Source organism: [Scytonema hofmanni] UTEX 2349, assembly GCF_000582685.1.
Classification (GTDB): Bacteria; Cyanobacteriota; Cyanobacteriia; order Cyanobacteriales; family Nostocaceae; genus Hassallia; species Hassallia hofmanni.
Map to the genome: position 1 here is coordinate 13,878 of NZ_KK073766.1, position 17,652 is coordinate 31,529.

The window sequence follows — 17,652 nt, forward strand, 5'->3', positions numbered from 1 at the left end:
CGTACTACATCAGGCGACACCTGCAAAGTCTCTGCCACTTTGTTGATATGCTTCATTTCGCTCAATTCTCCTAATTACTGCTTGCACAATTGGGTTATTTTTTTCTTCATCAGATATATGCTTAGTCAAAAAGTCATAAAGGCTTACGTCATTGACTTTTTGCAAATAAGCATCTAAGCCACCAGCAGGAATCACCTGCTGTAAATATTCCTCACAAGTCAACCGCCGAATCTTGATAGCAACGTAGAAAACATCCGCAATCTCGACTGTTGTTGCATCAAAATATCCTCCCCGCTTTCGGGGTTTGACTATACCGGCATAGGGATACCACCGTTGTAAAGCGGCAATGGAAATCCCGTATCTTTCGGCAAGTGTTTTCTGGGTGTAGATAACGTTCTCACATATCATCAAACTCTATTCCAACTGAAAGACTTCATCAATTGAAAGCGAATTAAACTAGCACCTTACCAAACTGCTTGTAAATTAAAAAGTAATTTACAATTTATGTCACTTTAGTACAGGTATAGCTCAACTCAGATACAACTAAACTTCAGTTCCTCTCCTACTAAACTGCACACTTGCCAAGTTACATACTGCCTATTGATAATGCAAGCACGTTTGTATATATGAGTAAAAGAAATAGAAAAATAACTCTTTTGGTAAGAAACTGCTCTAACAGAAATATATAACGCAATGTGCGCCTTAATAGTCTGTGACAAGTTCATTGAACTTTTACCCATTTATGAAAATACTTGACTTCACAATCTGATAACTACAAAGCTTATTCTTGTTGAGAAATAGCCTGCTGCTGTTTCTTTATCGCACGCGCTATCAAAGGAGCTTTTTTTTCTAATCCTTGTAGAGTCAAATCCCCATCCAAATAAAGTTGATACCATTGTTGACGCTGGCGCAAAACTCTTTCATCATCCCGTAACCGCAACCGTTCCAAAGTAAATTCCGCCTTTTGACGTTGTTGCGGAGGAACTTTATCTGTTAATACTAATTGTAGGGAAGGAAGTAAAATTTCAAACCAATCTTCTCCCAAATCAAAAGGGTCAAGTACCTGGTCATCAAGCGTACCTTTACTACTGTTTATCCAAGCAGAAGCAAAACGTAAATTGCTCCATTCATAAGCTAAATTGCGATAATTTTCACGGCTGCGATAATGATCTACTGTACCAACTGGTTCATACATAACGCTATAACCACAAAGATTATTAAATCCATCAGCTAAATCACTTTTGAAAGGCGACCAATAATCTCTGGTTCCTTTTTTAGGGTTTGGATTTTTTGCCAACCAAGCATTTCCTGGTTGTCGCACTTTTTTATCAAAATCAGGTGGTTCTGGAGGAGGATTAAATGGCATCATTGTAAGAATTCAGGAGTCAGGAGTCAGAATTCAGAATGGAATTAGCATAACCTGTTAGTAATTTACTAACCTCCTCAAGTTGAAGCATTAATCCTGATGTGTCACCGTAGTCAGTAGTCAAGGTATGAGTGAAAGAATTAGATAGTAGCGGCATTCCTCTACAGAGCCTTGTGCAATGTTCATAAACCGTACTTTGTCTGTTGCTCCCTTTTTCTTAAAACCCTCAGCTATATTTGCTGCAATAGAGATTGCTGCTCGTCTAAATTGGGAAGTAAGTCCATATATTTCCGATTTAGGAAATTGACCAGTAAATTGATATACTAATAAAACAAACTGGTGTGCTTTTTGCCAAACTATCAAATCTTGAAATGTTTTGGCTGGCTGTCTCATTTATTCTGGCTCCTAAGTTCTGACTCCTGAATTCTGACTCCTGAATTCTTACTTATCATCTGTGTTATACCCCTGATAACCCAGAATTTCTTTTCTCCGTTGTAACTATCCAACGGGGCCAAAATGGGTCATGTCCTGGTAAAACTCTTTGAAGTTCGGTCTGGATTTGTGTTGGTATTCTCAGATTTTCTGGAAACGCATTCATATCATCAGCACGCATCCAAGCCTCTGCTGCTTCAATTGCGATTTCTGCTTCTTTGGAACGGGCTTGTTTGAGTCCAAAAATGTCTGAGGTTAACCATCCAACTATGTCCCCTTGTTTTGACCAAGGTACTTCGTCAAGGCTAACCTCTGTATCTTGTAATTTAAATAAAAATAGTTTATCTTCTTGTTCATGAAAATTTGGCTCTAAGGAAGCAAGAATAAGTGGAGAATGAGTAGTTACTAAAGCCTGTATCTTCATCCTGGGTTGTAATTCTGTCACCACAGATAAAATAGCTGGTAAAATCACCCTCTGCCAACGAGGATGCAGATGTTTGCAGTTTGCTGTAGCGAACTCACAGTCTTTGCTCAAGCTATTCGTAATCGTTCAATGTCCTTCATAGGAGAGGCACCAAACATCCGAGAATATTCGCGACTAAACTGTGAAGGACTTTCATACCCCACCTGATAGGCAGTATGGGTCGCATCGGCATTCTCGGCAAGCATCAGGTGACGCGCTTTCAATAGTCTTAATTGCTTTTGATATTGCAGCGGACTCATGGAGGTGACTTCTTTGAAATGGCGATGGAACGAGGAAGGAGACATATTGGCTTGAAGAGCTAGATCCTCAACCCGCAGTGGCTTTGTAAAATCAGCCTTGATAAGTTTTATCACTTCAGCAATGCGCTGCATATTGCTGCCCGATGTGGCAATTTGGCGAACTGCTTCACCTTGTTCACCAATTAACAAACGGTAGTAGATTTCGCGGACGATCATTGGTGCTAGGAATGGAATATCCTGCGGTGTGTCCAAAAGTCGTGTCAGCCTGATAGCACAATCAATCAACGATGGATCGGCATCGCTGATGAACCAGCCTCTAACCGAGTTTTCTTTCTTACCCATGCCTGGGTTAGTTTGAGCAATAATGTCACAGAGTTGAACGGGGTCTAAATCTAGCTTAAATCCTAGATACGGCTTCGCTTCGGTCGCCTTGATCGCACATCCACAGAGCGGCAAATCCACCGACACCACTAGATATTGAGCCACACCATACCCATAGGTTTCCTCATTTAGCAACACTTCTTTTTTGCCTTGAACGACAATGCCGAGAATCGGTTCGGCGACTCCCTGCATTGTGGCTGAAGTATCAGATTCCCGCATGAATTCTAACTGACTAATTGCTGTTGGATGAACACCGTTTCCCCTACTGTCAGTGTGCCGGGCGACTAATGCTGCCAGTTCGTCACACTTCCTGATTGCCGCTTCATAGTTCAGTGTTTCAATCACCACGCGCTCATTCCTGACTGATACCATCCTCATACGCTCATTATAGAGAATATTTCTCCCTTGCCAACGCCTGACTTGAGAGGATTAGGCAATCATCTGCAAGGTTTGTGTATTTAGGGAAAAGCTTTTCAACCTTATGATGAACCCATGCTGAAAGACAAGGCTGAAAGGATGAGGCAATGAAGAGAAACAAGGCAAAAATTGCTTTAGTCACAGGAGCGAGCCAAGGACTGGCGAAAAATACCTCTTTGGCGCTGGCGAAAAAAGGGGTTGGTGTAATTGTGACGGATCGCAGCAGTGAGGCAAAAGTGAACAGTGTTGTTTCTGCGATCGCCTACTGTGGCCATTCACCCATCGCGGAAACCGATGAGTAAATACCCAAAGAATTGAAGTCTCTAGAAGCATATTTTTCTAAGTCAAATCAACCTCAACAGCAAGGACAGTCATCATGTTAAATGTAGAAAACAAAGTTATTGCGATCACTGGAGCCAGTAGTGGCATTGGTGAAGCCACCGCGAAGTTACTTGCTCAAAACGGTGCAAATGTAGTTCTGGGGGCACGGCGTACAGAAAAGCTAGAAGCGATTGTCAAAGAGATCCGCGACCAGGGAAACACCGCAGAATTCAAAGCAGTGGATGTCACTGATCGCGAGGATGTGAAAGCATTCATTCATTTTGCATTAGAAAAATTTGGTCGCGTCGATGCGATCTTCAACAATGCAGGTGTGATGCCCTTGTCTCCAATGAATGCCCTGAAAGTCGAGGAGTGGGACACCATGATTGATGTAAATATCCGTGGCGTATTGAACGGCATTGCGGCTGGTTTACCGATCATGGAAGCACAAGGCGGCGGACAGTTTATCAATACTGCGTCGATCGGCGCACACATGGTGACACCTACTGGCGTAGTTTATTGCGCGACAAAATACGCTGTTTGGGCAATATCTGAAGGGCTGCGTCAGGAATCGAAGAACATTCGCGTGACCATCATATCCCCCGGTGTCGTTGAGACCGAACTCGGCTCTGATATCACGGACAATGCAGCTAAAGGCTTCTTGAAAGAACTCCGCAAAACTGCCCTCACCCCTCAGGCGATCGCCCAATCTGTCTTATTTGCTGTGTCCCAACCGGATGATGTCGATGTCAACGAAATCATTGTCCGCCCGACAACCAGCGCCTTCTAGGTATTGAAGACATCACTTCTGTGTCCCTTCTTTGCGTCATGAGCTTGATTGACACAGACAAGACACTTTTACCATTCTGAGTACTCAGTACTCCTCTTCTTACCCAGCACGGGCTAAACCTTAGCTATCTGCTAACAGCACTTTTAACTCAGCACTCTTCATCGACTTTGTTGTTTCAGCCAGAAAAGAAACCTATGAGCCTTACCGCCTTCCGCACTCTCGGACACTCCGGCTTGATCGTCAGCCCGCTCACCCTCGGCACCATGACCTTCGGCACCCCGCGATGGGGTGCGCCCGATGAGGTTTCTGAGTCCATCTTCCATGCCTATGTCGATGCTGGCGGCAACTTCATCGACACCGCCGATGTGTATGCCAAGGGTCGCAGCGAGGAACTGATTGGTAGCTATATCACCGATCGCAGCCTGCGCGACCAACTAGGGAAAAGCAACCAAGTTCAGCTTTCATGGCGGCGAATCGGGCAACGCGAATGCGGGCGGCAACGGACGTAAGAACATGCATCGGGCGCTTGAGGGTTCGCTGCGCCGCCTCCGTACCGACTACGTTGACCTCTACTGGATGCACACCTGGGATATGGTGACGCCCGTTGAAGAAGTACTACAGTCGCTCGGCGACCTGGTACGCGTCGGCAAGATCCGCTACTTCGGATTCTCAAATGTGCCAGCTTGGTACACTGCCAAGGCAGCCGCGATCGCCACAGCGCATAACATTCCTGGGCCCATCGCCATGCAACTGGCGTATTCGCTCGTTGAACGCAGCATTGAGCGCGAACATCTGCCCGCCGCCCGTGAATGCGGTCTCGGCATCTGTGCCTGGAGTCCGCTTGCTGCCGGTTTCCTCACTGGCAAGTACCAGCGCGAGGAGGCGGGGGCGAGCGGTCAAGGACGGCTGATTGGCCCCAATCCTTTCGGCAACCAGATGTTCACCGATCGTAACTGGCGCGTCCTTGATACCCTGCGAACGGTGGCAACCCAAGTCGATCGCCCCTTGGCACAGGTCGCCCTTGCCTGGGTTTCAGTGCAGTCTGGCATTACCTCGCCGATTCTGGGTGCAAGCTTGCTCGATCAACTGCATGACAATCTGGCATCATTGGACATCCGCCTCACCCCGGAACAGATCCGGACGCTGGACGAGAGCAGTGCCCTTGATCCCGCCTTTCCCTATAGCATCTTCACCAGCGAGGTGAATCGTAGCATTTTCGGCGGCGCGATCGTCCAAGGCTGGAGGTAGCTGCTTCGGTTGTGTTGCAAATTACTTTAGTAACTTAAGGTAGTCGATTTCAACGTGTCGCGGGAGTCCTCACCCTCAACTCTTAGTAGGGTGGGGAGGAATAGCGGGTAATGAGGAGTCTTGCCTAAATACCTTAGCCAATTTTGAGTTCCCCCATAAATAATTTTGGGAATAATCGCAGCTTTTCTAGAGCAATCAATGACTACATCATTGCTAACTACATTTTCTGATAACTCTCCAAACTTCCCCACTAAAGATAAAGGCGTTAAGGTGCTAACTTAAGCTCCAAGTTAATAAATGTTGAGCAAAGGGCAGATTCAGGGCATTTTTCCCTTCTGCCTTCTATATTTTTTCGGTGTAATTGCGGTTCTCCATCATCTGAGTTGCATGAAAAGCTGGGAGCGATCGCACAAATATTTTCGAGCTGCGTGCAACTATTAATAGGTTGATTAATCGATGTCTTCATCTGAAAAACCATCTTCAGGATACTCCTTCCGTACAGGCACTGTTGCAGAGCTACAAGCGCACAACTCTAAATACTCTGGTTGGATATTTCTTTTGACATCTATCTTAGGGATAGTTCTTTGTATCCGAACAGTTTTAGACATATTTGTCAAGAGATTAGAGATAAATTATAAAGCATATTTATTTGAGTATGGAAAACCGCCAAATCACTTCTTTGATTGGCAGATTATTTCTTCAGCAGTCAGCCCAAGTGATTTTTTTGTATTTTTGTATATGGGTGGTGCAGTTGCATTTGGATTTGGTATATACATACTTTCTGCATATTTAATGTCACGTCATTATACCAATGATAAAGTTTGGTTTGTTGAATATCAAAAGCAAATTGTTGGCTGGGTATTCTTTGTAGCGAGAAAAAAATATAATATACTGTCTAACATTTATATTGCTCCTAAACATCGCTACCAAGGTGTTGGTTCACTGTTACTCTGGAATTGCCTAGAAAATGTTAGTTTACCTGTATATCTAGTTTATCTTCCTCATCTCAAATCATTTTATGAACGATTTGGGTTTGTCGCTCTTCCCAAGAAAGATAAGCCCAAAGAATTGCAGCTTTATCAACTACCTGCAATGGTATTATTGCAACCACCAATTCCCATCGGCGAACATCAATCAACAAGTTTACCTTTACCACCTGGGATTTCTATTCGCCCCTTCCAAGATGTTAAAGAGCAATGGCAAATTTACAAAACCTTTTGGCATCGGCAAAGATTTAGAAAATCTCTACTTTATATTTTGACTGTACTTGCTTTGATGGCCAGCGGCAGTTTTGTGGTGATTAGTCTAACTTTAAGCTTTATCAAAGCCCTTTTGGGTTTAACCTGGATAGGGGAATTTGATTATTCTTTACTGGATCTACCAGTTTCGGGAATTGCGATCGCTTTCTGGTTCATCTCCCTATACTTCATTTTGAATCGCTTTATTTTTAGATGGCAAGAGTTAATAATTGAAAAAGATAAACGCCCAATAGGTTACGTTCACTTTGGGAAAAATACGAATTGTTCGATATTATTTAACTTACATATTGAGCCACAATATCAACCACAAGAAATGACGAAGTTGTTATTAGCTAGGATTCAGCCGCAAATCGCCCTACCCCTGTACTGTCTAGGTTGGCGTAAAGATAAACAGTTTTATAATGGGCTGGGTTTTATTTCAGCTAATCGTCAAGAACTACCATTAGAATTTAAAATTCTTCAGTTGAGCGAGCAAGTATATTTAAAGCTGACATCTCAGGCGGTGACAAACATATCTAATCAGTTACCGGAAGCTATCGCAGCTATTAGCGCACATCAAACTATACACCCAGCAAATCCACCAGTTAAAAAGTCACGCGGGAGCAAGTGGTTTTTGATTGTCGATGTGGTAATTTTTCTGGTGATGTATATGCTGACACCACTTTGGCAAATACCACAAATTTACGCTGACTCACAGCAACAAGCTCCAAAAACGGATATCTCGACTCATACACCAGCTATCCCAGCCTGGAAAATACCAGAACATATTGGAGTTTTAGCGATCGCACCAGATAACCAAACACTCATCAGCGGGAATTGGGAGAACAAAATTCAAGTTTGGGATATTAACAGCAAGAGTCTGCAACAAACCTTGAGCGTCTTTTCTGGCAAAATTCAATCTATCGCTGTAAGTCCAGATAATCAAACTTTAGTCGTAGGTACATCTACAGGCGTAATTCAAAAATGGAATTATAAAAGTATCACATTAGATAAAACCTTTTCTCCCGGACATTTAGGAGAAGTCCAAGCCTTAAATATCAGTGCTGATGCTCAAACTTTGGTTACTGGGAGTATGAACGATCCGGTTGTAAAAGTTTGGAATTTACCTCAGGGTAAACTTCAGCAGCAAGTCAATACTCGTGGTTATGTTTTGTCTTTAGCAGTCAGCAAAGATAATCAAAATTTATATATTGGTAGCCTGGGTGGAGTCAAGATTTGGGATTTACGTCAACAAAAGTTTATCCAAAGCTGGGCAGCTCATTCTCTTGAAGTTGAGGTAATCGCCCTCAGCGCTGATGGTAAATTAATAGTCACTGGCGGGATGGATCGTCAAGAACTCAGTACAATTTGGATGGTTAAAGTTTGGGATGCTCAAAGCTTAAAACTCTTAAAAACATTGCCGGGGTATTCTAGTTCATTAAATTCATTAACTATTACTCCTGATAGTCAAACAATCATTTTTAACGATTGTTGTTCCACAAACTTGTGGAATTGGATGAATGACAAATATATTTCTGATGTTGATGGACTTAAACATGATGCTGTGCTAAGTCCAGATGGTGCAAATCTTATCGGTGCAGCGTCTGATCGTCAAACCATCACAATTAAAAATTTAAACAGTCTGTTGCCATCCAATTCTAATCAATGAAAGGAAAACTCGGACCATGCCTGATATAGCAATCCTAAATGATTTGTGAGAAAATACGGTTAGAGAAAAAGTAGCATGAAGAACCAGAAGTGAAGGGTAGCAATGTGGATGCGATCGCTAACCTAAATTTCTTTGCCATAAGGTCAATTTCCAAGGGTGAAAAACTATAGCAATGTGGATGCGATCGCTAACCTGAATTCATGCAGTATATTTGTACTAAAAAGCTTTTAAAGGTTGCTGTATAATGATTTCAACTGTTGATGTCTCATTTGTCGTATTCCTTTGGGCGGGCGCAAAGCGGCATTTTTTTTATCCCCTGAACAGTTACCCTAAATCATTTGCGAGAAAAAACCATACTCATGGAGCTTAGGAAATTCAAAAGTTTGGCAGTGAATCGATAATTAAAATAACGCTTTGACCACAGAGAAAGAATGACAAAAAAGTAGAATTATCGAATCAATCTTTTCGCTTGTAACCAGATATCTTCTACAGGGTTTTGTTGTGGAGCATTCGGTGCAAAACGCTCGCACGTTATCAACCATTGTTCTTTTTCTCGCTGACTATTTAAAGAATTTAAATAATCTTTGATTGGTTGGGAACGGTGATAGCTTGGGGAGCATGTCACCTTTTGAAAAAGATCTAAGATCAGGGATGATACAAAGGGAAGTAGTGCATCTGGAATTATGACTCCTGAAAAACAACAAGCTTTACAAGAACACATTCAGGCGATCGCTAAAATTCTTTATGAGGAGACCCGGTCTGAGGAATTGACCACGCTAGCAGGAATTGAACAAGCAGTCCGCAACCAGATGCAGCGACATGTAATGCCTGAAGTGGGAATTTTTTTATCACAACGGTCACGGGCACAACAGCAGGACACCGTCGCATCCTCAAAAGCATTCTGGGAGAATTACCCTTAACAAGTCAGCAAGCCCAAAGATTAGAGGTGCGCTCTCACACACAATTGAGTCCGTATCTAGAGATGTGTTGCTTGCGAGTAAGTGCAAATGTATCTTACCAGCACGCACAGGAAGATGTTGAGTTGTTCAGAGGTATTCGGGTTGCAGCCAAAAATCACTTCTCGATTAGTGCATCGTCAAAACTTCGAGATGCCTGATATTCAGAAGCCTGTTGAGGAACTAAGTGTAGATGGAGGCAAAATTCGTCTCCGTACTGCTGAAGGAGAACCTTGTACTTGGCAAGAATATAAAGGGATAAGTTTGCACTCGGCTTGTGTGACTGGGGCATTTTTTCAAGATAATAGTGCCCTGGTGGAGTGGGTCAACAATCAACCTCTAGATTCACCTGTCACTTGCTTGGGTGATGGACATGATGGTGTTTGGAAGATAAGAGCGCGAGATTGCCCCAAACTCTGAGCGGCGAGAAATTCTTGACTGGTATCATTTGATAGAAAATCTACATAAGGTGGGTGGGTCAGTTAAACGTTTGCGTCAAGCCCGAACGCAACTGTGGCATGGACTTGTCGATCCTGCGATCGCATTGTTTAGCGATCTCACTACCAAACCCGCTCAAAATTTTATCAATTACCTTAACAAGCATCGTCACCGCATCGTCAACTACCAGTACTATCAGGCAGAGCAGATTTGTTCGATTGGCTCCGGTTTTGTTGAATCTGCTGTTAAACAAATTGACCGACGCACCAAAATCTCCGGTGCGAGCGTGGAATAAGGAAAATGTTCCTCAAGTTTTGGCTCACCGTTGTGCATATCTTAATGGATTGCTGACTATCTCATCTAAACCAAAAAGGTGACATGCTCCCATAGCTTGCGCCATCCCAAATAATTAAAAGTTTTGCTCCTGGGCGTTGCGAGCGAATTGATGAAACGATTGGATTATAACAGTACTAAAGTACTAAGCCGACTTGTCTTCTTTTGCCTTTTGTTAAGTTACAAGTTCACCCTGTTAGAAGATTTTTCATTTCTTTTCAACGGCATCATGGATGCCTGGCGCTTTAAACTGTTGTAACCCTTAGCCGGACTGAATGTTAGGTTGAACTTCGCGCAACCGACGTTCCAGAAAACGACGCTCACTGTCATTTGTCACTAACTCTAGTGCCCGTGTATAGCTCTGGGTCGCTTCCTCTAATGCTCCAACACGCCGGAATAAATCTGCACGGGTGGCATGAAAGAGATGATAGCTGTCCAGTTCTGGAGCAAGGCTATCAATCAGTCCAAATGCGGCTTGAGGACTGTCTGCCATTGCGATCGCCACTGCTCGGTTCAAGGTCACAATGGGTGAGGGCTGCAAGCGTTCCAACACCTCATAGAGCCGCACGATCTGCGCCCAGTCTGTTTCTTCGGCGCGGGTTGCCTGACAATGGAGGGCTGCGATCGCCGCTTGCAGGGCATACACTCCGGTTCCAAAGAGCAACGCTTCCTCTACCAAAGGTAACGCCTCAGCAATCTGTAGATGGTTCCAACGACTGCGATCCTGATCTTCTAGCAAAATCAAATCGCCTGCCTCATCTAGACGCGCATTGCGCCGCGAATCGTGCAATAACATCAGCGCCACCAGTGCTGTGACTTCAGATGGGGGTTTGGGTGCCAGCAATTGCCGCACCAGTTGCCCCAAGCGAATCGCTTTGATGCAGAGGTCAGCCCGCACGATCGCATCTCCTTTAGTTGCGGCATAGCCTTCATTGAAGATGAGATAGATGACTGTCAGGACTGCCTCTATCCGGGGAGCGAGATCAGTCGTCTCAGGTACTTTGTAAGGAATGCCTGCGTCTCGAATTTTGCGTTTAGCACGAACTAACCTCTGTGCCATTGTTGCAGTCGGTATAAGAAAAGCGCGGGCAATTTCGTCGGTTTCCAGTCCACCCAACATTCGGAGGGTCAACGCTACTTGAGTTTCCTTTGCCAGTGCCGGGTGACAGCAGGTAAAGATTAATCGTAGGCGATCGTCTTCAATTTCATCACTGTCATAGGTTGGTTCTTCAGTGGATGGAATTAAGCCAGATGCCGCATACCACTCCAGTTTTTCGGTCAGTTTCGTGCGTCGTCGGAGGTGATCGATCGCCTTGTACCGGGCAGTTCGGATAATCCAGGCACGGGGACGATCAGGAATACCGTCACTTTCCCACTGATTCACTGCCGCTGTAAATGCTGCCTGTGCAGCTTCTTCAGCTACATCAAAATCTCCGACCAGCCGAATCAGAATAGCGACAATGCGCCCCCATTCAGTTCGATAAAGGGCAGCAATTGCTTGAGCCACATCTGTTTTTGGGATTGAAGCCATACCTTTGACAAAAAGACATAAAAAATTTTGGGCAAGGTGTCGATTTGAGCAATTGCCGTTCGACTAACTGATAAAGGGAGATAAGTTCAATTGTACTAGACAAAATTTTTGCACTCAGGTGTCGATTTGGACAATTCCCGTTCGACTTAATCACAAAGGAGGCAACCGCATGAAATATTTGCTGCTGATTTATATGGACGAAAACGCCATGAGCGACACCGAGCGGGAGCATTGCTATGGAGAATCTGCCCAACTCGCCCAGGACTTGCATACTCAAGGACAATTTCTGGCGACGGCTCCACTCCATCCTGTTGCAACCGCAACCAGTGTCCAAGTCCGTGATGGCAAATCACTCGTGACCGATGGACCATTTGCCGAAACCCGCGAACAATTGGGTGGATTCTTCCTCATTAATGCTCAGGATTTGGATGAAGCCATTGCGATCGCCACCCGCATCCCAGGTGCAAAAGTCGGCACCGTCGAAATCCGTCCTGTCATCGAAGTTGCGGGACTACCAGCACAGCCCTGACCGTCCTTAACCGCTTGAACTCAAGGAGAACTCTCATGCAAAACAATTCCAAAATCACTCCCTGTTTATGGTTTGATGATCAAGCCGAAGCCGCCGCTCAGTTTTATACGTCGATTTTTCGCAATTCCAAAATTGTCCACGTCAGTCGATATGGAGACGCTGGACAGGAAATTCACGGAAAACCAGCCGGAGCCGTCATGACTGTCAGCTTTGAACTTGATGGTCAGCCGTTCACAGCACTCAACGGTGGTCCGACATTCAAATTTAACGAGGCGATTTCCTTCCAAATCTTTTGCGATACACAGGCGGACGTGGACGATTACTGGCAAAAATTGTCTGCCGGTGGGGATGAAACCGCACAGCAATGCGGCTGGCTCAAAGACAAATACGGCGTTTCCTGGCAAATTATTCCTCGCATTCTGATTGAGTTACTCAACCACCCCGACGCGGCAACCTCTCAAAAAGTGACCACTACCATGCTGCAAATGAAGAAGATCGAGATTGATGAACTCAAACGTGTCGCTGGTTATTAGCGGTTCCTTCGGAGTTGCGCTTTGTGCTAATCAGCACACCCACCCCCTCGCAATCTAACTCAAAACCATTCAACAGGAGATTTCACAATGAAAGTCATGGTCTTTGTCAAAGCAACCCAAGACTCCGAAACTGGGGTCATGCCGAGCGAACAGCTTTTAACTGAAATGGGGCAGTACAACGAAGAATTAGCCAGGGCAGGTATCTTGCTCGCCGCTGAGGGGTTGCATCCTAGCTCAAAAGGGGTGCGAGTTCACTTTTCAGGAAGCGATCGCACCGTCACCCAGGGACCTTTCACTCCAGAGCAGGAGCTAGTGGCAGGGTACTGGCTGTGGCAGGTGAACTCAATGGAAGAGGCAGTTGCTTGGGTAAAGCGCTGCCCTAACCCTATGCCAGGAGACTCCGAGATTGAGATTCGTCCCGTATTCGAGGCAGAGGATTTTGGTGAAGTCCTAACACCCGTCTTAAGGGAGCAGGAAGACCGCATTCGCGCTCAACTTGAAACGCAGCAGCAAGAGTAACGTCAGCGAAGAGGACAAGGGGCGGGGGGCAGGGGGGAGAACCCCATAAATAAATTTAGGGGCTTGGAACAAGGACGTATTATTTCTCGCGCTTCGCGTCGACGCTCGCGGACTCGCTTGCCGCCGGCGCTATCGAAATAAATGTTTTTACTTGGAGCATAAATAAATTTAGGGGCTTGTAACCTTTGTGGCAGGGGAACTCCAGTATCTTTCTCCCTTGCTCCCTGCTCCCTGCTCCCCTGCCTCTTTGGTCATCAGCAACCGCGCAAATGATGTTCATGTGCGAACGATCCGCTCATCAAAATGCAGAATCGATTACAAAAGGAGAAATCAATGCAACTCAATTCTTACCTGATGTTCAACGGCAACTGTGAGGCAGCGTTCAAGTTCTATGAACAATGTCTCGGTGGGAAGATAACTATGATGATGACACACAAAGAAGCACCTTCTGCCGAAAATGTCTCACCGGAATGGCAGGACAAAATCATGCACGCTTGCCTTGAACTAAATGATCGCCTCCTGATGGGATCTGACTGCCCACCAGGATACTTTGAAACCCCGCAAGGTTTCTACGTACAAATTAGCGTTCCCCAAATCGCTGAGGCAGAACGGCTTTTTCACGCTCTAGCAGAAAACGGCAAGGTGAAGATGGCGATCGCGCAAACCTTCTGGTCATCGCGCTTTGGCATGTTGACTGATCAGTTTGGGACACCGTGGATGATCAACTGCGAAAAAACCATCTGAGCCTATACCAACATCTGTCATTCGTTCTTTGTCCTTTGTAAATAACCTGAGTTCGGGATAATAAATCCTCAAAAGCCTTGAATTATCGTTGTTCGGTCTAAAGCTCTGTTTTCATCTATTGTCAATAAGACATATTGCTGAGATTAGTTTCATTTGTGAACTTTATTGACAAAATGATTCCACTTTTATCCCTGCTTTGATCAATTCCAGTTTTATTCAATCCTGACAGAATAAGCTTTTTAGCTTCTGGCTTAACCCGAACTCAGGTTAAATAGCCACAGACCACTGACCAACAACTAACTACACCAGGAGAAACCGTAAACAACTCGCCGCTAAATCGGAGTACCAATTGTAGCGGGAGCTTTATCCCAGATTTCACCTGTCGCAAAGAGAGGCAATTGCCCTTCTAGTTGACAAGCAATCCCCAGAACTTCGGGCGAGTTTACAAAAGTCACCCCAAGAGCAGCAATAATATTGGCCGCATTGATATCAGCATCATGTTCAAATCCGCAATGCCCACACTTAAAAACTTTTCCGTTGCGATACGACTTCCCTTTGATTGGGTGAATGTGATGGCAGCGCGAACAAGTTTGACTCGTATAGGCAGGTGGAACAAATACCACTGGAATACCAACAATATTGGCTTTGTATCCAACGAACAAACGCAGCTGATAAAACGCCCAATTATTAGTTCTACGACGCTCTACTTTGCTTCGTCGCTTTTGATTCAATGACTCTCGAATGTTAGTCAAATCCTCAAAAGACAATGCCGCGTTCAATCGTTTTGCATCTTGAACAATCTGCTTGCTGATATTGTGATTCAACCATTCTTGAAACTTCCGCTCTCTCCCAGAAAGCCTTCTCAAAAGTCGTCTAGACGACCGAGTGCGTTTAGATTGAACGTTAGCCCTGACCTTACTGTATCGGTCACGAGTGTTTTGAATCTGTTTACCACTCCACGATTTTCCCGTGGATGTGGTGGCGATATCGCGCCTGCCCAAGTCAACCCCAATCACTTTTGGGGTTTTACCAGTGGGCTGAGTCGGGATATTAACGACAAAGTTGATAAAATATTGCCCCTGTTTGGTTCTATTCAATGTTGCGCTAGTGGGGTTTTGCCCGCGCAGCAGTGCAATTTGATAACCACCAATGGACAATTTAAATTCAACTCGTCCACACATCAAAGTCACCCCTACCTGTAATAACCTGCAATACTAATCACTCAAACCTGCAATCAACGCATTTCCAAACCAGGATTATTTGCAACTATAATTACACTTCAACCAGGATTAATTGCAACTGAGCCAGGATTAACTGCAACCAACCTGCAATCATCGGTTTCAACCAGGATTATTTGCAACTAAGCCAAAGTCCTGTCAAACAGGAGTTTGGGAGTTTACTTAAAAACTGCTTCAACTTTACAAAAATATATTAAAATTTGAACCAGAATTAATTGCAACTATAAGGTCAAATAAACGGTCGTTTTTTTAACTGTTATGACCACCCAGATTGCAAACCAGAAACCGAATCAAGTTTAGTAACGAAACTCGGTAATTATATCAAAGTCAACATACCCTGTTAAGTAACGAGTATATGTACTTGTTAAGGGTTCAAAGTATGTTAATAGGTTATGCCCGAATTTCAACAGATGACCAGAATCTGAACCTGCAAATGGATGCTTTGCAGCTTGCTGGTTGCGAGAAAATTTACTCCGACCGTATAAGTGGTGCAAAAGCCCTTAGACCTGGACTTTCATTAGCATTGGAGGTAGCACGGACTGGCGATGTTTTGGTGGTATGGCGGCTCGACCGCTTGGGAAGGTCGCTCAAAGACCTGATTGAAACTATGGAAACTTTAGATAAGCGAGGAATTGAGCTTTCTAGCTTACAAGAATCTATTACCACCACAAACAATAGTGGTAGGCTGATTTTCCATTTATTTGGTGCATTAGCTGAATTTGAGCGCAATCTAATCCGCGAACGCACGTCGGCTGGACTTGTTGCAGCGCGATCGCGTGGACATACTGGAGGCAGACCAAAAGCCCTTGACCCAACTAAACGCCAATTAGCAGTAAAGCTTTATACCGAAGGACAATACACAATTATTGAAATATGTAAGTTGATGGGAATTTCCAAACCAACGCTCTACAACTATGTTGCAGAGGTAAGAACTGAACATGGTACATAAGCAAATACCGGTAGAGACACTCATCAATTTACGCCATCGTCTCGAATCTTTACCTAGCCGCTGTCAAGAGCGTCGGATTCTTATTGAAGAAACAGCAGCATTATATGGTGTGTCAACCGATACGCTGTACCGTGCTTTGCGTAACTCATCACGTCCGAAATCCATCAACCGCTCAGATAGTGGGGCACCCAGAAAACTTTCCATGACTGATATGGAACGTTACTGCGAAGTCATCGCCGCAATGAAAATCCGTACCACTAATAAAAAAGGGCGACACGTCTCCACAGTACGGGCGATTGAACTGTTGGAGGAATTTGGGATGGAAACACCCGATGGTTTTGTCCAACCGCCTAAAGGCGCATTGACTAGAAGTACTGTCAATTATTATTTGAAAACCTGGGGGTACGACACTGAACGTATGACTAGACAACCGCCTGCGGTACGTTTTCAAGCAGAATACAGCAACGAATGTTGGCATTTCGACCTCAGCCCATCGGATCTCAAACACGTAAAACAGCCATCATGGGTGGAACCGGGTAAGGGTAATCCACTACTGATGCTGTACAGCATTGTTGATGACCGTAGTGGCGTATGTTACCAGGAATATCACTGTGTTTATGGGGAGGATGTTGAAGCTGCATTACGTTTCTTATTTAATGCGATGACGGTGAAAACAACTGACGGATTTCCCTTTCATGGGATTCCAGAAATGATTTACACCGACAACGGACCAATTGCTAAAAGCCATGTATTTCAAAATGTGATGGATTGCTTGAGAATCAAGCTGGTTACGCACATGCCTGCGGGTAAGGATGGTCGCAGGGTAACAGCTCGCTCCAAGGGCAAAGTGGAAAGACCTTTTCGGACGGTCAAAGAAGCCCACGAGACTCTGTATCACTTTCATGAACCGGAAAGCGACGTTGAAGCTAACTTGTGGTTACGCCAATATTTGTTGCATTACAACGACAAACCACACCGCATAGAACCACATTCGCGGATAGAAGATTGGTTGCGAAATATACCCAAGTCTGGTTTACGTTCAATGTGTAGTTGGGAGCGATTCTGTAACTTTGCCCGCGAACCACAACGTAGAAAGGTTGGTTCAGATGCCAGAGTATCAATTGAGGGCGTAGCTTACGAGGTAGAGCCAGACTTGGCAGGTGAAACCGTCGTCCTTTGGTGGGGTTTATTTGACAACGAGCTATACGTGTAATAACCTGCAATACTAATCACTCAAACCTGCAATCAACGCATTTCCAAACCAGGATTATTTGCAACTATAATTACACTTCAACCA

At 44.6% G+C, this 17,652-nt stretch carries 17 protein-coding genes and 4 pseudogenes; 12 read left to right on the forward strand and 9 right to left on the reverse strand.

Going from position 1 to position 17,652, the window contains the following annotated elements; all coding sequences use genetic code 11:
• Nucleotides 1-9: 9 nt before the first annotated feature.
• From TOL9009_RS0103995 to TOL9009_RS0104015, 5 genes and pseudogenes are all read right to left on the reverse strand, one after another.
• Nucleotides 10-408: a hypothetical protein gene (locus tag TOL9009_RS0103995; RefSeq protein ID WP_029631351.1), complete on the reverse strand. Its 399-nt coding sequence runs from the start codon at nt 406-408 to the stop codon at nt 10-12.
• Nucleotides 409-781: 373 nt separating this feature from the next.
• Entirely contained in the window at nt 782-1,369 is a 588-nt protein-coding gene (locus TOL9009_RS0104000; RefSeq protein ID WP_029631353.1) for an HNH endonuclease family protein, read from the reverse strand.
• 16 nt (nt 1,370-1,385) lie between these two features.
• Nucleotides 1,386-1,759, reverse strand: a pseudogene (locus TOL9009_RS37935) (four helix bundle protein).
• A 64-nt stretch (nt 1,760-1,823) separates the two neighbouring features.
• Entirely contained in the window at nt 1,824-2,333 is a 510-nt protein-coding gene (locus tag TOL9009_RS37940; RefSeq protein ID WP_260675835.1) for an ATP-binding protein, read from the reverse strand.
• Entirely contained in the window at nt 2,330-3,274 is a 945-nt protein-coding gene (locus TOL9009_RS0104015; RefSeq protein WP_084763112.1) for an AraC family transcriptional regulator, read from the reverse strand. The genes TOL9009_RS37940 and TOL9009_RS0104015 overlap by 4 nt, the downstream gene beginning before the upstream one ends.
• Before the next feature lie 152 nt (nt 3,275-3,426).
• Between TOL9009_RS0104015 and TOL9009_RS0104020 the strand changes: the two genes are divergently transcribed.
• From TOL9009_RS0104020 to TOL9009_RS37945, 4 genes are all read left to right on the forward strand, one after another.
• Nucleotides 3,427-3,621: an SDR family NAD(P)-dependent oxidoreductase gene (locus TOL9009_RS0104020; protein ID WP_029631356.1), complete on the forward strand. Its 195-nt coding sequence runs from the start codon at nt 3,427-3,429 to the stop codon at nt 3,619-3,621.
• Nucleotides 3,622-3,695: 74 nt separating this feature from the next.
• Entirely contained in the window at nt 3,696-4,430 is a 735-nt protein-coding gene (locus tag TOL9009_RS0104025; protein ID WP_029631358.1) for an SDR family oxidoreductase, read from the forward strand.
• 194 nt (nt 4,431-4,624) lie between these two features.
• Nucleotides 4,625-4,939 (forward strand): aldo/keto reductase, encoded by a 315-nt coding sequence (locus TOL9009_RS48355; RefSeq protein WP_199341618.1) that lies wholly within the window; start codon nt 4,625-4,627, stop codon nt 4,937-4,939.
• A 4-nt stretch (nt 4,940-4,943) separates the two neighbouring features.
• Nucleotides 4,944-5,678 carry an aldo/keto reductase gene (locus TOL9009_RS37945; protein WP_199341619.1) on the forward strand — a complete coding sequence of 245 codons (735 nt, stop codon included), beginning with the start codon at nt 4,944-4,946 and terminating at the stop codon, nt 5,676-5,678.
• Nucleotides 5,679-5,943: 265 nt separating this feature from the next.
• On the opposite strand, the gene TOL9009_RS45085 is transcribed toward TOL9009_RS37945, so the two are convergent.
• Nucleotides 5,944-6,144, reverse strand: a complete 201-nt coding sequence (locus tag TOL9009_RS45085; RefSeq protein ID WP_143598293.1) for a hypothetical protein — start codon at nt 6,142-6,144, stop codon at nt 5,944-5,946.
• Between TOL9009_RS45085 and TOL9009_RS0104035 the strand changes: the two genes are divergently transcribed.
• Nucleotides 6,135-8,585 carry a GNAT family N-acetyltransferase gene (locus TOL9009_RS0104035; RefSeq protein WP_029631360.1) on the forward strand — a complete coding sequence of 817 codons (2,451 nt, stop codon included), beginning with the start codon at nt 6,135-6,137 and terminating at the stop codon, nt 8,583-8,585. The genes TOL9009_RS45085 and TOL9009_RS0104035 overlap by 10 nt on opposite strands.
• Nucleotides 8,586-8,914: 329 nt before the next feature.
• On the opposite strand, the pseudogene TOL9009_RS45090 reads toward TOL9009_RS0104035, so the two are convergent.
• Nucleotides 8,915-9,195: pseudogene (locus TOL9009_RS45090) on the reverse strand (IS630 family transposase); the annotation flags it as partial.
• Nucleotides 9,196-9,268: 73 nt separating this feature from the next.
• On the opposite strand from TOL9009_RS45090, the pseudogene TOL9009_RS37950 reads away from it, so the two are divergent.
• A pseudogene (locus TOL9009_RS37950) lies at nt 9,269-10,356 on the forward strand (ISKra4 family transposase).
• Between the two features lie 218 nt (nt 10,357-10,574).
• On the opposite strand, the gene TOL9009_RS0104050 reads toward TOL9009_RS37950, so the two are convergent.
• A complete protein-coding gene (locus TOL9009_RS0104050; protein WP_029631364.1) occupies nt 10,575-11,843 on the reverse strand; it encodes an RNA polymerase sigma factor in 1,269 nt (422 codons plus the stop codon).
• Nucleotides 11,844-12,012: 169 nt separating this feature from the next.
• On the opposite strand from TOL9009_RS0104050, the gene TOL9009_RS0104055 reads away from it, so the two are divergent.
• The 4 genes from TOL9009_RS0104055 to TOL9009_RS0104075 all read left to right on the forward strand — a co-directional run bounded on the left by TOL9009_RS0104055 (nt 12,013) and on the right by TOL9009_RS0104075 (nt 14,168).
• Nucleotides 12,013-12,372 carry a YciI family protein gene (locus TOL9009_RS0104055; protein WP_029631365.1) on the forward strand — a complete coding sequence of 120 codons (360 nt, stop codon included), beginning with the start codon at nt 12,013-12,015 and terminating at the stop codon, nt 12,370-12,372.
• A 35-nt stretch (nt 12,373-12,407) separates the two neighbouring features.
• Nucleotides 12,408-12,905: a VOC family protein gene (locus TOL9009_RS0104060; protein ID WP_029631367.1), complete on the forward strand. Its 498-nt coding sequence runs from the start codon at nt 12,408-12,410 to the stop codon at nt 12,903-12,905.
• Nucleotides 12,906-12,992: 87 nt separating this feature from the next.
• Nucleotides 12,993-13,424: a YciI family protein gene (locus TOL9009_RS0104065; RefSeq protein WP_029631369.1), complete on the forward strand. Its 432-nt coding sequence runs from the start codon at nt 12,993-12,995 to the stop codon at nt 13,422-13,424.
• Nucleotides 13,425-13,727: 303 nt separating this feature from the next.
• Nucleotides 13,728-14,168: a VOC family protein gene (locus TOL9009_RS0104075; protein WP_242055770.1), complete on the forward strand. Its 441-nt coding sequence runs from the start codon at nt 13,728-13,730 to the stop codon at nt 14,166-14,168.
• A 332-nt stretch (nt 14,169-14,500) separates the two neighbouring features.
• Here TOL9009_RS0104075 and TOL9009_RS37955 read toward each other — a convergent pair whose 3' ends face one another.
• Entirely contained in the window at nt 14,501-15,349 is an 849-nt protein-coding gene (locus TOL9009_RS37955; RefSeq protein ID WP_242055772.1) for an RNA-guided endonuclease InsQ/TnpB family protein, read from the reverse strand.
• 436 nt (nt 15,350-15,785) lie between these two features.
• Between TOL9009_RS37955 and TOL9009_RS0104085 the strand changes: the two genes are divergently transcribed.
• Together TOL9009_RS0104085 and TOL9009_RS37960 are read left to right on the forward strand one after the other, a co-directional pair.
• Nucleotides 15,786-16,355, forward strand: coding sequence for a recombinase family protein (locus tag TOL9009_RS0104085; RefSeq protein ID WP_029631374.1), 570 nt, complete (start codon nt 15,786-15,788; stop codon nt 16,353-16,355).
• Nucleotides 16,356-16,359: 4 nt separating this feature from the next.
• Nucleotides 16,360-17,565, forward strand: a pseudogene (locus TOL9009_RS37960) (IS481 family transposase); the annotation flags it as partial.
• Nucleotides 17,566-17,652 lie beyond the last annotated feature (87 nt).